Annotated in this window: 9 protein-coding genes; 1 reads left to right on the top strand and 8 read right to left on the bottom strand. The window is 39.1% G+C overall.

All coding sequences use genetic code 11. The features are described from left to right. Window positions 1-132 precede the first annotated feature (132 nt). From ACYVFA_RS16240 to ACYVFA_RS16265, 6 genes are all read right to left on the bottom strand, one after another. Window positions 133-5,673, bottom strand: a complete 5,541-nt coding sequence (locus tag ACYVFA_RS16240; RefSeq protein WP_460472897.1) for a zinc-dependent metalloprotease — start codon at window positions 5,671-5,673, stop codon at window positions 133-135. 253 nt (window positions 5,674-5,926) lie between these two features. Beyond that, entirely contained in the window at window positions 5,927-6,580 is a 654-nt protein-coding gene (locus tag ACYVFA_RS16245) for a hypothetical protein (RefSeq protein WP_460472898.1), read from the bottom strand. A gap of 81 nt (window positions 6,581-6,661) precedes the next feature. Then, a complete protein-coding gene (locus ACYVFA_RS16250) occupies window positions 6,662-8,104 on the bottom strand; it encodes a RagB/SusD family nutrient uptake outer membrane protein (RefSeq protein WP_460472899.1) in 1,443 nt (480 codons plus the stop codon). A 22-nt stretch (window positions 8,105-8,126) separates the two neighbouring features. After that, a complete protein-coding gene (locus ACYVFA_RS16255; RefSeq protein ID WP_460472900.1) occupies window positions 8,127-11,282 on the bottom strand; it encodes a SusC/RagA family TonB-linked outer membrane protein in 3,156 nt (1,051 codons plus the stop codon). Window positions 11,283-11,523: 241 nt separating this feature from the next. After that, window positions 11,524-11,814 carry a YciI family protein gene (locus tag ACYVFA_RS16260; RefSeq protein WP_460472901.1) on the bottom strand — a complete coding sequence of 97 codons (291 nt, stop codon included), beginning with the start codon at window positions 11,812-11,814 and terminating at the stop codon, window positions 11,524-11,526. 38 nt (window positions 11,815-11,852) lie between these two features. After that, window positions 11,853-12,506: a carbohydrate-binding protein gene (locus ACYVFA_RS16265; RefSeq protein ID WP_460472902.1), complete on the bottom strand. Its 654-nt coding sequence runs from the start codon at window positions 12,504-12,506 to the stop codon at window positions 11,853-11,855. 254 nt (window positions 12,507-12,760) lie between these two features. Between ACYVFA_RS16265 and ACYVFA_RS16270 the strand changes: the two genes are divergently transcribed. After that, on the top strand, window positions 12,761-13,528 hold the full coding sequence (locus tag ACYVFA_RS16270; RefSeq protein ID WP_460472903.1) for a hypothetical protein: 768 nt from the start codon (window positions 12,761-12,763) through the stop codon (window positions 13,526-13,528). 63 nt (window positions 13,529-13,591) lie between these two features. Here the strand turns inward: ACYVFA_RS16270 and ACYVFA_RS16275 are convergent, their stop codons facing one another. Beyond that, entirely contained in the window at window positions 13,592-15,040 is a 1,449-nt protein-coding gene (locus ACYVFA_RS16275; protein WP_460472904.1) for a serine hydrolase domain-containing protein, read from the bottom strand. A 202-nt stretch (window positions 15,041-15,242) separates the two neighbouring features. Next, window positions 15,243-15,962 carry a DUF4097 family beta strand repeat-containing protein gene (locus tag ACYVFA_RS16280; RefSeq protein ID WP_460472905.1) on the bottom strand — a complete coding sequence of 240 codons (720 nt, stop codon included), beginning with the start codon at window positions 15,960-15,962 and terminating at the stop codon, window positions 15,243-15,245.

Consider the following 15,962-nt stretch of genomic DNA (forward strand, 5'->3'; position numbering starts at 1 on the left):
GAACAGGAGATAAAGGAACAACTCAAGGTCTTAAACAGTTCCAGAACCGAAACATCAATAGATGCACGCCAACATAAACAATCCTGAATAAACATCAAAATCAATGGTTTTTCATATGTTTAGGCGTAAAAATTAGTTTTTAATTATTTTTCGTAAAAACTGTTTATGTTCGGTTGAAATCTTTAAAAAGTAAATACCGCTCGGATATAAGTTGAAATCAATAAGACTTTGTGCTTGAGTGATAGTCTGCTTAATAAGATTTCTCCCAAGTATATCTGAGACAGAAAGTACAGCAGGTTGTTTGAGTAACAAAGCATCAATAGACAAGTTGATTGTTCGTTCAAAAGGAACAGGATATACCCGCACCAGATTTTCGATTGCTTCAAGTGGTTGGTGCTCCTCTTTATCAAGTATAGAGATAATTTCGAAAACGGCCTTCCCTGAGAAATTCCCTTCTCCACAGCCATTCTTTATAGAGGTTATGGTGAGTGTCTCTGATTGTCGGGGTAAATAAGTAACTACAATTGAATCGGCTGTTATATTGGTTAATTCTGTACCATTAGATAACCTGACCGTCCAGGGAGAATCTCCTGAAAATGTAAGGAAATATCTGGCAGATTCTCCTGCATATACCTTACTACCGCCCATAATTGTAGCTTTAGGCAACATTTTAATCATAAGGTCAGAATTAGACCCAACAACAACTGGATTGGTACTCACTACCCGTACTTTGTATATGCCCCCTGGCGTATCTTTTTCTATCTGAGCAAAAAGACTATCGCCTTTGTTCAAAGATTTTATTTCTTTAAAATCAGTACCGCTTTTATCAGAAATCTCTATCCTGAAAACATTATCATGCTGAAATCCTGTATTGCTGACAATGAAAGGTATATGTACCTGCGTACCCGCACAAACTGCCCCATTTACAAGACCTGTAGTAATAGTTGGTGAAAGAATTACATTCAGATTTACTTCTCCTGCTACCTTGCCTTGTCCACAACTGCTTATAACATTTTTTAGGGTATATCTATTAATACCCGTCGTTGCCTTGATAGTAATGAAATAAGGATTCTGAATAATATTTTTATACTGAGTGCCATCAGATAATTCAATGGTAAAAGGGCCTTCTCCTGTAAAATCAACTCTTAGCTTAACAGAAGCGTTTTCAGAAACTGATTTGAACTCACTACTGATAATTGCCTGGCTCAATGGTTTTAAATTGAAAGCATAACTGGTATCGCTTTCGATATAAGGGTTGGTTGATATTACTCTCAGATTATAGCCATTACCAGATGGCACATCAGAAGGAATACGAAGATAAACGGTGGAATCATTGATGGCCTTACTATCTATTTCTTTGGAGATAGTATTGTTTTTATCAGTTAATAATAACCTGAAAGTATTCCCCTCTCTAAAGGCACCATTGGCATGAAACCCAATATTCATATTAGCGCCTACACAAATATCTGGTACTTTCTTTACTAAAATAGCAGAAGCCCTTTTCAATACCTTAACAGTAGCTGTGCCACTGGCTTCTCCTGGGCAAGATCGGTCTTTCACACTGACAATTGAATAAGTTTCGGTTTTCGGCGGAGATACCTTTAATTCCTGAGTAGGTATGTTTGTCGTAATAGTGTTGCCATCCGATAAATTCAGTTGCCAGGGCGCTTCTCCTATCAGATCTAAGTGAAGGGTTCCTTGTTCTCCCGGCAAGATTTCACTATAGCCTGATAATCTTGCCTTGGCAATTGGTGCAATAGTAAACGGCAGAGATAATAAACTTTCTCTATAAGGATCGGATGAAACAATCTTCAGTTTATAGCCATATCCATCAATATTTTTTGGAATATTTATCAGCATTTTCGTCGTTTTCGAATAGCCAATGGCTGCTACAAACTTATCATCAGGTCCAATCAAATGGCAGGTAAAAAAATTATCTTTACCAAACTCACCACCTGTAAGAAAGGTAACCGTTTTTTCGGTAGGCCTGCATTGTTGATATACCATATCCTGAAGGTCTGAAAATACGCGATAGACACGAGGAGATTTGTCTACCTCAAGAATTTCTATTCGGGCACTGCCGGCACTGGTTCCTTCATAGCAGGCCTCATTATAAACATATTCTAACTGAACATTATAAACCCCTGGTTTGGGAGGGGAGGAAGGAAAAGCATAGAGTTCGACATTCATTTTATTAGGTAAGTAACCAATGGTTAAAACGCCCCCATTACCCGCTGAATATTGCCAACCCCCTCCGCCATCCAGATTCACATTAATAAAAACTGGTTCGCCAACATAGGCCTTCTGATTGCCGCTGATAGTGGCGGTTGGAATAGAATTGATTCTGAAAGCCTTGGTGAAAAAGCCTTCATACTGAAAATCAGAAGCAATCATTTTTAGTTTATAGCCATGCCCTATAGGAAGATCATCCGGAAATTTAACGGTTACCGGGCTTGTTTTGCTTTCGCCAACATAAGTTATAAACTGCCCGAATCCATTGTATAAAGCCGCTCTGAAAATATTGCTATCAGAGAATTCTCCGGTATACGAAAAAGGAATTGTATACTGTTTGGTTTTACATAAGGCCGCAGCTGTAAAATCCATCTCGATAGAATATGCAGGAGTACTATCAGTAATATACAGGGTATAGTCTTCTGTTTCGCCTCCTAGCGAAGATTTTGCGCACGCATCATTTATGATTTCTTCCAGATCAAGAAATGAGCCCGTAGCTCTTACTCTGATACGGGTCAAGCCTTTTTTTGCATCTTTGGGAATAGTAAAAGTGCCTCTGTATAAGTCAGAAGCATTTTTAATTATACTTTCTTCTTTTTCAAATACGCCATTCTGATTATAATCTATCCACATCAGAATAAAAACAGAGTAATTGTCTCCCTTCTCTTCTTCTATGCCAAAGTCGCTCGCCATAATATCAAAATTATAAGAACTGCCCGGCTTCACATAAGCTACCATGTCGGTATTATCAGTATAAAAATCTTTTCCTGTTTTAAGCTCGAAATTACTGATAAGTATTTTGCCTGCCGCATCTGTTAAACGGAAACGGGAAATCTGACCAAGCGAACCTCTGGCAAATACTGTCGGAATACAGTAAGGCACTGTCTGTTCCCGGACATTGACTATAGTTTGCCCGTATATTTTTCCTGTACCACAAGCATTGCTCACCGATTGTAGCTGATAAATGCTGTTTTTAGTAAGCACTAACGGAATAGCATACGGAGATTGCTGAGCAGTATAATCTACCAGTTCATCACCTGTATTGACTGAGAAAGCCCAGGGGCCACCGCCAGTAAATTTGGCTGTCAAGGGGCGTGTATCCCCTTTATTACCAAAAATAGCTTCGCTCATTTGGGCAGTAGGTTTCGTTCTGACCTCAAATCCGTTCGACTCATTGCCGATATAAAGCCCATCTTTACTGATAACTCGTAAGTGATAATTTCCGCCTTCTTCAGTATTTTCAGGAATAATGGCCGTTAAAGGACTAGTATTGCCATAACTATTAATGGTTGCATAATTTTCCCCTTGTCTATCAGAGAGCTGAACAAGTAATTGGTCTGCTGTTAAAGCCTTACCCTCTACATCAAAAGGAACACTTATCTGGCTACCGGCACAAACAGAAGAAAATTTAAGTAAAGCTGTTTTTATCTGATGATTAACTTTGACCAAAACATTGCCTTGTACTTCTCCATTACCGCAAATATTATTAATTGATTTTAAAGAGAAATACTTGTTTTCAGTAGGGCTAACCAGCCATTTGAAACCATTATCAGTTACTGTAAATGTCTCTCCTTCCGAAGTCTGGAACGAAAACGGTGGCCTTCCTTCAAAGCGAATAGGCAGTGACACTTGTTGGCCACTGACAATACTGGTATCACCGCTTAGCATAGCCAGAGTCTTTGGATAAACTGAGAGATTGACGGTAGTTATTTCAATGGCAGGCTTGGTAGAAATAACTTTTAACTTGTAACCATTACCTACGGGAAGGTTATCGGGAATTTTTACGCCTAACAAATTTTGCCCGTTGTTTTCAACAACAATATCTTCAAAATTCTCTCCTTTATTATCTGATAGTCTGACTCTAAAACTATTGTCTTTTTCAAAAGAGCCATCGGCATTTATATTAATCAGCATAGATTTGCCCTGACAGATATAATTTTCAGACAGGTTTTCGAGCTTGAACGTTTTAGCCAAAGGTTTCGCCACAACATTCACCTTTACCTGCCCTGTATTGATACCATCGCCACATTCATTCCAGCTGCGTTTGATTTTAATAATCTCGCTTTTGTTAATTAAAAAATTCAGAGTCGCATCGTCTGAAATCTGAAAATTAAATGTCTCTGCTCTGTTTTCCAACTGATATTCCATATAACCTCCTGAAAACTTTATCGGTATTTTTAAGCTTTCTCCCTCAAAAACATTGTATTCTCCACTTAACTGGGTATCAGGTCGTTTGATAGCCAGATAGAATAAATCAGAGGCTGTTCCGCTGACATCCGGATTAGAAGCTTCTATTTTTATCCGGTAATAGTCTCCTGCAGGAGCTTCTTTGGGTATTTTACAAATAAGCTCTTTCGTATTACTTCTCCCGATTTCTGCCGAGTAAGCTCTGTTTTGCGAAATGATATAGGCAGTATATTCAGTATCGTTATTAAAATTGCCTTTTGTAGTAAAGGTGACAGTAAAAGGTGTGTCAACGCAAATGTTCGAGGATTGCCCAAGTTTTTGACCATTCATAAAAACGTCGCCTGTTGTCAGGGTTTCAGTAATATTGCTCTGGCAATTAAGCGTGTATCCTCTCTGTGCATCCCTATTAGGAATAAGGCGCATCAGCAAACCGGTTTTAATAATAGCAATTTGTCCGGGAGTAAAGAAGTTACCACAATTGCGATAATAAGACATAAGATTGCCTAACTGCGGGGTATATGGCTCACCATTAGGGTCTGAGGCATCACTAATGAATTGACAGTTTTTAATTTCATATTTTACACTGGTATAAGGGTCGGCAGGGGTATCGCAAAGAAGGTCTCCTTTATAAGAACAGTTGGCGTTTTCGCCCCGAGTTACATATTCTTCTCCATCTCCTTCAAAAGTATGTAATAGACCAAAATAATGCCCCATTTCATGCGGGAGAATCTTAGTGATTAAATCAACCGGATTTTTATAAGCGCAAAAAATCCGGTTACTTTCTCTTTCTACTGTCGGGAATCTGGCGTAACCTCCAAGTTGCGGGTCAACAAATCCTCTGACGAGATATAGATTAATCGCATTACTTACATCATATTGGCTACAAAAAAAATCTTCATAAACAGGATTGAAACTATTAAAACTATTATCTCCGATATAATTAACGTCATTACACTGATAAAACCGAATTCCTGCATTAATGAAATGGAAATTAAGCGTATCAATCATCTCTTTTATGCGTGCCTCAGGGAAATCCGATCCATTGGGTGTTAGAGTCAATAGATGCACTTTTAAAGCAACGTTTTTAATCCCTGCGGCATTCATACGCGCCCTTTGCGACTCAAAAGCCTTAATGTTCTGCAATAAAAGTCCCTTTTCACTTTGGTTAGGTGAAGTGGTATGACACCAAGAGGTTTGAGCTAAACTATCTGAAAACGCTAATAATAATACAAGTAGGCAAAGCAGTTTTTTCATTGAATATAAAAGTAGGTTCAGGTCTTTTAGTCACTTATTTGATCCATTTTTTCTGATAATAGCCATGCCTTTCAGACAAAACTTTGTATCAAAAAAAGACAGAGCAAATTACTAAAACTTTAAAAATCAGAAGCGTTTTCAGAAGGATTTCTTTTTCTGCTAGCAGAGCAATTTCAGAACGAATGACAGAGAAAGTAAAATGCCTGCTCTTGTGAATAAAGCAGGCATTTTAAGAAGATAGATCGGAGGTTGCTTACAAACCATTATAATACATCAACACTCTCACCAGATCATTTTCGGTTTTGGTGTTCAATTTCTCTTTTTTGATAAACGCTTCCACATCGGCGGCCTTGTCTGCCAACAATTCCAGAACCGATTTTTTATCATTTTTAATCTTGACCAATTGCACCAGTTCACCCGTATAATACGTATTATTATTCAATACATTTCTTTGTACGGTTGCTGAGCCATAAGGTTTTTCATCAATGATGGTTTTATGATTCTTTTTCCAGAGCGTTATCTTTCCCTCTGCCAGTTTTTCATAAAATATGCCATCAGGGCCTCTATAGAATTCATGTGCATTTAAATCTTTTCCGATAGTAAAAGCTGCAATCGGCTGGCTGAATGCCTTCATACTTCCATCAATATCCTGAAAGATTACCTGATTAATCACCTGATCGAATTTCAGGTCCAGATTCTCATATTTTTTACCAGAAGCCGTAGTAATACTTCCTTTCTCCCAGTTTTCAAGCAGATAGGGCGAGCCCTTTACATTTACGTAGGATTGACCTGTCATGGGTGTACCACCTAAGATGTCGCTTGATACGGCTATCTGGGCATTGGCTGTACCATAGGCCAGGCAAAAGACGATTAATAGTTTTTCGAATTGTTTCATAGTATTTTTCATAATAAGACGGGTTTTAAAAAAAATGGGTTGCTGAGTAAACTCAGACAACCCATTATAAATATAAGAAAGAACAGAATTAGATTAGTTACCGATACCTGGGTTAACTTGCGTTTCTGCTAACGGAATACCGAAGATATATCTTGTTTCTGTTGGTTGAATCAAAGCACCTGCACCGAAAGAGTTGATAGGTTGTGCTCTTCTTACAATGTCGTTTGTTCTGAAACCTTCAGCAAATAATTCGATACGTCTTTCAGTTAAGATAGCGTTTATTAAACCAGCTTTGTCAAGTGTACCGAAATCGTAACCTTTATCCGAACGTTCATGAACTGCTTGTAATAAAGCTAATGCACGTGTCTGGCTACCAGCTTCAGCTTCTGCCTCAGCAAGATTCAATAATACCTCAGCATAGCGAATGTTTGGTACAAAGTCAGTAAATGGAGAAACACCACTGAATTTAGTGCTCGACGGGAACGCTGCTACAGATGTAGTAGGTACTGTCAGTTTAGATTTACGATCATCAGAATCTCTGAACTGTGGATTTGAATAAATACCAGTCGGACCTGTATTGATGAAATATTCTACGTTACCGGCGTTAAAATAATAACCTAACTGGTTTTGAGTACCAGGAGCATTAGTATCAGCCATTGGGAATGATAGAATTGATTCTGTCGAAGTATACGGTGATCTGAACACAGAAACCACATCAGCTTGTAGGGCATGAGCTACTCTGTTTGGAGAAGTGAAAGGCGCCGTAGCTGAAACCAGTTTGTTAGCTTCTGCAATTACACCTGCATAATCTCTCTTAGCCAACAATACACGGGTTTTCAAAGCGATAGCCGTATTTTTGTGTGCTCTGGTTGTACGCAATAATGGCGTAGTATAATTGTCTGGCAATGCCGCTTCTGCCTCGTTCAAATCTTTCAGAATTTGATCATAAATCTGAGCTACTGTGCTTCTTGCCAGGTTATTATTAGCAGAAGTAACCTCACCTTTTAATCTTAACGGAAGACCCGGAGATGCACCATTATCTAATGCATAAGGTTTCGCAAAGAATTGTACAAGAGAGAAATAAGTAAGCGCTCTCAAAAATTTAGCCTCACCCGCATAGTTACCTGCCAAAGCAGTGCTAACAGCATTAGGGTTAGCGGCTAGTCCTTCCAAAAACAAGTTAGCTCTGTTGATAGTCAGGTAACCTTGTGTCCAGAAGTTAGCAAGATATGTATCCGATGGATCCTGATTTCCCTGGTATGTAGAATAACCTGTTACCGAGTTAGTAGTACGGTTTACGAATTCTTCTGCACGGATATCATTGTAAATCAAATAACGACCGCCCAGAAGCGCACCATTTTTGATTGAACCATACAAACCAATTACCTGCGACTCAACACGAGCCGGAGTAGAGAACACTGTTGCATCTGACAAGCTTAGTTCCGGGACAGCGTTCAGGAAGTCTTCTTTGCAAGAAGATAGACTCATGGCTAAAGCCACGGTTAAAATTCCTACTTTTTTATTTAATATGTTCATAAAATCAATGTCAATTTAAGAATTAGAAACTTAGGTTAAGACCAGCTGTGAATTGTCTTCCTTGAGGAATGGTATTACGCTCAATACCAGGAGCAAGGTTTGTATCTCCGTTAGTCGAGATTTCAGGGTCAACACCAGTATATTTGGTTAATAAGAAAGCATTGTTCACCTGAACATAAACTCTTAGACCGGTAATGCCTGTTTTACCAAATGTACTCGGGATACGATAACCCAATGTAGCTGTTTGTAAACGTAAGAAATCTCCTTTTTCAAGGTTTTCAGAGATAAGGAATGATGAACCGTTTGATACGTTATCACCATATACTGCTCTTGGAACATCAGTTACATCACCCGCTTGTTTCCAAGAACGTAATACGTCAACCGAGTTATTCCATACACGTTGGTCTCTTAAACCGGCTTTGCTACCATTATAGATATAGTTACCACCTGAGAAAGTAAAGTTAATTGCTAAGTCAAATCCTTTGTATTTCAAGGTATTGTTGAAACCACCATACCATGTCGGGATTGTTCCACCTAAGATTTGTTGTTGAGATGATGGAGAAACGGTTGGCGTTCCATCAAGGAATGTCCATGCATTAGCACCACCTAAGTGTAAGTATTGTACTTCTTTACCATCACGTGTTACGAAGATACGACGACCATTAGCAGGGTTCACACCATGTGTTACCACACCATAAACTTGTCCTGCAGAGTAACCAACTTTAGTAATACTTGTTGCTTCCAGACCTGAAGTAGTAGTAAGGATAGGTGTATTATCATCAACAAGCGCTGTAACCAGGTTTTTGTTGGTAGAGAAGTTAATGTTAGTTGACCACGTAAATCCACCTTTGTTAATAGGCACGGCAGTGATAGCAAACTCCCAACCTTTGTTATACATTGAACCAACGTTAGCAAGGATTCTATTATCAGGAATACCTTTAGAAGGGGCTTGAGGAACTTCCAAAATCAAGTTATTGATATTTTTGTTATACCAGTTAGCTTCAAGGGTGATACGGTCGTTCAGGAAGCTAACATCCATACCAATGTTTGTTTGCTCACTTGTTTCCCATTTCAAATCTCTGTTACCAGCCTGGTTGAATGCTAAGCTAGGCGCTGCTCCGTAAAGACCTGAACCAAAAGTAGAGTATGAACCGTAAGCATTGTTTACGTTACCGTTACCAACTTTACCCCAGCTTGCTTTCAAACGTAATGAAGAAAGTTTGTTGCCAAGACCCAGGTTTTTGAAGAATTCTTCTTCTGAAACCGTCCAACCTGCTGATACCCCACCGAAATTACCCCAACGGTTTTCAGAAGAAAGCGCAGAGTTTCCATCACGACGGTAGTTACCACTGATAAAATATTTATTAGCATAGTTATAGCTGATACTACCTAAATAAGCCTCATAAGATACCTGAGTGATACCATTTCCGGCAGCAAGGTTTGTACCAAAGTTACCTTGGAAATCCTGGAAGAAGAAGTCAGCTAAACCCTGACGTTGAGCACCCCATGAAGTATTTCTTCTTTTTTGTACGTCGGAGCCTGCAACCAATGAGATATTGTGTTTTTCACCAATGGTTTTTACATATTGTAAAGTATTGATCCAGTTCCAGTTGTCTGAACGTGTGTGTTGGTTGTAGGCATCACCTTGTGCTGATTGACCATCACCATTATATGGGTTCCAGAAACGAATGTTTTCAATGGTTCTGAAATCCCACGAATAAGTGGTTTTGAAAGTCAAACCATCGTACAATTTAATTTCAGCACCTAAGTTCGAAATAATACGGTTAGTTTCAGAGGTGTTTTTATCTAAGTCTCTTAATACAGCCGCGTTAGGGAACTGGGCAGGTAATAAGTTGTTTTTACGACCTACTGTGTTGTTTTCGATATTGTAAGTACCATCTTCGTTATAAGCAGGCAAGTTAGGAACTTGTGCTACGGCGATACGCCCTAAACCTGAAGTAGCAAACGCACCACCGGTATACGAACCACTGTTAGGTGATTTGTTCATGCTGTTAGCGAAATTGATATTTGCTGTCAATTTCAACCAACTGGTAGCCTGGTGGTCTAAGTTTAAACGACCTGTACGACGTTGGAAACTGTTAGCTCTCAAGAAACCATCCTGGTCAGAGAAACCTGCCGAGAAATAGTAGTTGGTTTTCTCAGTACCACCTTGTACTGTCAGATTATGGTTTTGTGAGAAACCAGTGCGGTATACTTCTTTATACCAATCAGTGTCAATTAAATTACCTTTTGAATCGTAGTTTGGTAAGAATGATTGATTTTTATCGTTACGTTGCGAAGCTGCAATTGCATTTGGGTTGATAGTCAATGCATTAGCAATAGCCATGTTTTTGTGATCCATGTATTGTTGTGCATTCAATACATCTGGTAGACGCACAGCGTTGCTGATACCAGCCCAGCTATCAATAGAAACTTTGGTTTTACCAGCTTTACCACGTTTGGTAGTGATTAACAATACACCTGCAGCAGCACGCGAACCGTAGATAGCGGCAGAAGCAGCATCTTTCAATACGTCGATTGACTCAATGTCGGCAGGGTTAATATCACCTAGCGGGTTGTTGGTAGCGGCATTACCTGATACGTCACCTGTGGTGATAGGTATACCATCAACAACTACCAATGGGAAAGAGCTCAAAGAAAGTGAGCTAAGACCACGTACACGGATAACAGGAGGGTTGTTTAATAGACCGTTTGGTTGTGTAATGGCCACACCGGCAGCCTGACCCGTTAAACCTTGTGAAAAACTTTGTACAGGACGCTCAGCAATCTGAGTAGCTTTTACGGTTGAGGCCGCACCTGTAAATTCATTTCTTTTTTGTGTACCATAACCTACAACCACAACTTCACTTAATTGTTTGTTGTCAGCAACCAATTGTACATCAACAATTGTACGAGTGCCTATCGCAACTTCTTGCGATACTGTACCAATGAAACTGAAAATTAAAGTAGCATTACCTGACACACTAATTTTGTAAACACCGGATGCATCTGTCTGCGATCCTTGTTTCGTTCCTTTTACCGTTACACTTACACCAGGGAGTGGAGAGCCATCTTCTGAAGCCGTTACCTTTCCGGAAACTGTCCTTTCTTGTGCAGAAGCCTGCAACGCAGTAAAGAAAATCCCCAGCATGACGAGAAGTAGAAATTGTTTTCTCATGTTTTGTAGGTTTGTTTAGTTTGTTTGTTTATTAAAAATTAAGACACAAAAAAATTTAGGAATGTAAAATTATTAAAAAGTGATTAAAAAAAAAATTTACAATAAATTCACATTGATTAAGTGTTTAAAACAATTGCCTATTTTGCGAATTTATAGATATAAAATGATTATATTGAGACTAGCTAATGGAATTTGTCGACTTAATAATTTATTAAAAATGTCATGCCTCATATTAGAATAATTATACATTTGCTATTCTAAATGGCTTGATTTCAATCGATTGCCAGACATTCTGCGTAATATATGGTTCGTTATCATACCAGTTCTGCATTTCTTCGTCAGTCTCAAACTGAACAATCATTACAGAGCCTACCATTTTCCCGTCATCGTCGAGAATAGCACCTCCTAATACAAACTGATTATGTTCTTTCAGATTTTTTGCACCCGCTAAGTGGATAGGGCGGGTAGCCATTCGTCGATCAATGGCTGCTTCATCAGTACCATCTCTGGCAATGATTACATATTGATTCATTTGTATACAATTTAGTTTATTTATGCCAAGCCTTCAGCTTACTTCTTTTTGAATTCGAGGTAATCGTAGTTCATATTGCCATGCTCCACCGTATGCAAGGTCAATGTATGTACCCCTTTGGTTAGTTTCACTTCTGCCAATGATTCTGCTTTATTCCAATGGTGCCACTGGCGCCAGGCTACAGGTTCGTTGGGGTCGTTAGTTGAAACTACTTTCAGGTTTTTAGCCAGTGATTTGCCGTCCATATCCAACGAGATAAGTCCATCACCATTAGCCGTATACATCAAGCCGATTGTATAAGTACCTGTTTCATTTACATTGACGTAATATTTAATCCATTCGCTGGGTTCTGTCCAGCCAACATAAAATTTATTCATCTCCGGTACCACTAAATTATACTTCGTATTGTCAATGTCGTTAGACTTTGTGTACGAAATATCAACACCCTCTTTCATCCTGAATTCGTTCAGAAATGTGCCATTTGCAGGGTTCAGCTTACCACTACCGTTGTTGATAGCATCAGTGTCATGATAGGCCACCCCTTCGCCACCCTGATTATAAAATTCACACTCAATTTTTCCTGGAATCTGCTGAATTGTATTCTGCCAGGCTTGACCAGCATTGTGAAGTATAGTATGAGGTGCACAAGTATAAAGTCCTAGCGAAAGGAGAATGAATAGATAGGGTTTCATCTTAGGTTTTTTAGTGTTGAATAGAAAACTGATTTCAACGGCAAATTAAGATAGAAATAATAGACTACCAAATAAATAGACTAATAGAGTGTGTTAAGAATATATAATTTAATATAGCGAGCAGAGCGTCTCTTTAAAAAAACATTGTATACGTCTTGGAAAACCATTAGATAAAAATAAATGGCCTTAGTATCAAACAATTAAACAAGATACGAATTCACCTCCTTTACTTTGATGCATGATTTAATTGTCAAATGAAATTTCTGAAGGTGATACTTTTTATATTTCTGGGTTTTATAGGGCTTATGGGCTTTGCCGTCTGGTATTCGCAAACACCGGAAGGTAAAGAACGCTATAAAGCCGTACAAGCCAGAGAGCGAGCCGATTCTCTGAAAGCAAAGGCATTGAAAGCCGAAGAGAACGAAAGTCTGAAAAATGCGCCGCTCCTGATAGAAGAAACCTGCGATGGCAAAGGACCGCTAAAACTACCTGTTTTTGAAAGAGAGAGCGATAGACTCTTTTATGAAGACGGCAAATACAAAGCACATTTAGGCAACTGGAAGCGTGAGTATTATTTTAGCATTGGTAAAGAACTCAGCAACTTCGTCGCAGAAGTACAATGCGACGTTGGTAATGCCGGCATTTGTGGCATTGTATGGGAATTACCCTTGGTTAGAGACGATAACAGAACTCCTTCCCAGGCATACTTTGTAAAAACAACCGATGGCTGGCGAACTACTGAAATGCCCCCAAAAGGAATGAGCCATTCCCGGGAAAATGGTAGCCGTTGGGTAAAAGATTTAATGAAAGATGACAAGACGAGTACCCTGAAAGTAAAGAAATATGGCCGAAAAATAACCTGCTATATTGATAACGAAGAAGTTCGGAGTTTTGAACTATCAGAGAATTTTCCTCCTGAAGGAGATGTGGGTTTGTTAATTGGCAAAAGGGATATGCCACAAGGAAAATCTTCGTATGGGAGTGTAGCCGTGAAAAGTTTCAGGGTTTGGGAATTGAAATAATTTGGATAAAAAATGTTAGATGGTTTAAAAGCAAGGGGCATATTTGCCCCTTGCTTTTTTTGGTCAGAAATTATCTCTGCTTCTGAGCCTGATAGTCCGGCTTATTACAACCATCAGATTACAGAATGCTACAATACCCAGCCAGATAATCACACTTGGAGCCATCAGGAAAATCCGTTCCCAACTTAAAACTCTATGAGAAATTAAGGTAAGTAGAGTAGGAGCCAGTATCAACAATACTAAAGGCAATAGACGAACTATATTTTTGCTGATAACTACCCACGAAGGCTTTTGCCGATGCTTAATAACCCACATTTTCATGTTGCGGAAACTGAAAACTGTAAGAATAAGCGTAACGATAATAAAAGTAGCTATCAATAGTTCATACAAGGCATCATTCATAAAAGGTAGTTCTGGCTCCTGATTTGTGAGTACATTACTAACGCCTTGCATAAAAGTATGATAATCCTGAAAAGCATTGATACCACTATTAAACAGAATCACTATCCCATACCCTTCTTTAGTCAGAATCATCTGCTCGGCCTGATATGTCCAGAATACACCACTATGCGAAACGTTCTTTTGCCCATCTACAAACCAGCCTAATCCATACGAACTATTAGCAGGATGCGAAAACATCGTTTCTACACCTTGTGCGCTGATTATCCGTTGCCCCTGAAACTCTCCCTTATTTAAGTACAATCTCAACCATCGGGCCAGATCAGAAGTGGTAGAAACCAATCCTGCAGACCCCTCTATAAACCAGTTAGGCTCATTGGTTTTTACAGCCTGGCCAAATACAAATATATTGCCTTGGGGCACTTTTCTCTGAAACTCCAGAGTGCTGTGATGACTACTCGTATTGGTCATTTGCAAAGGCGAGAAAATATGTTTTTGCAGATAATCGGCAAATTTCTCCTGACTCACCACCTCAACCAGCCGAGCCATGACATGGTAATTCGGATTATGATAATGAAACTTCTCACCCGGATTAGTATCCAGCTTTACATCTTTCAGATGCTCAATCGTGTTTTGTGTAGAGGCAGGCTGTTGCTTAAAACTCAGCTCAGGATACACCACATCCGATAAACCACTTGTCTGATTCAGCAACTGTCTGACAGTAATCTGGTCGGCACGGCTATCCGCCATTTTGAAAGAAGGAATATATTGTTTTACAGGGGCATCCAGATTAATTTTTCCGGCTTCAACCAATTGCATAACTGCCATAGCCGTAAAAGCTTTACTAAGCGAAGCAATGGCAAAAGGCGTAGTGCTGATAATGCTTCTGTTAGTACCATCTTTTCCATAACCTTTCGAGAAAACCATCTGGTCTTTATTAACAATCGCAATAGATAAACCCGGAATATGGTTTTTATCCATATTCTGCTGGATAAACTGGTCTAGTTTCTTGAGTTGTTCGGGGGTTTGGGCATAAGTTGGCTGGCCAATAAAAGCAGAAGTTGCACCAATTAATGCAATGACTTTCAATCTGATTTTTAATCTTTTAATCATAGGAAGCAATAGAATATTTTTACAAAGGAACGAATACTTTATCCTTTAATTTATAGATGCCGCAAAGAAATTTATGAACTTCCAGGCATAAAATCCGTCCTTTTAATAGCTTCTGAAAACGTTATATAAAAAGTTTGGCAGCCCTGCAAGTTTTAAACTGTGCAAGGCTGCCAAAACCAAACCTTAATTACATATATTTTACTTAATTCTTATTTCTTATATAGACATTATTACTGATAGACTCAAATCGCACGTCCGGTCCGCCGCCATATACTTTACCTTCCAGCAAATAGCCCACTATCGGGTTCTTCTGTTTTTTGTTGGTAAAGGCAATGTCTAAATCTGAGTACACTTCGCCAGTAATAGTCTTCATGCCTATATTACCTCCTTTCCCTTTGGGCCAGTTTACTTCCACAAACCCACTGATAGTTTTCGCTGTAAGATTGTTGCTGATGCTGCTTATCCAGATATTGCCATTAATCGTTTCCAGACTTACCTCGGCTTTTTTGGGCAGATATACTTCGTAGTTGATAGTGCTGCACACATAATAGCGTTCGTTATCACTACCCCATGACGAGCGACGACCGTCTTTAGTTTCAGGGCAATCTTCGTATCTGCCTTTTTTGATTAACTCTTTATCATAATCAGTTTTCAGGCTTATTTCATTTGAGTTGCTTTTAGAATCAACGGTTAGGGCATCATTCAACCTGCCTCCGTTAATTTCAATGGCAATCTTTACATATACTTCTGCTTTATCCCAGTATTGCACCTTGATGTCGTCAGCGAATCTGAGGTTCAGGTCTACCGATTGCCCTGCCGAGAAAGGCAGGTGTTTCTCGATAATTTTCTGTGCGTAAGTGAACGATTGGCCAAGGGCGAGTAATAGTAATAATGTTATAACGAATTGAATTCTCTTTTTCAT

The organism is Emticicia fontis (genome assembly GCF_054779675.1).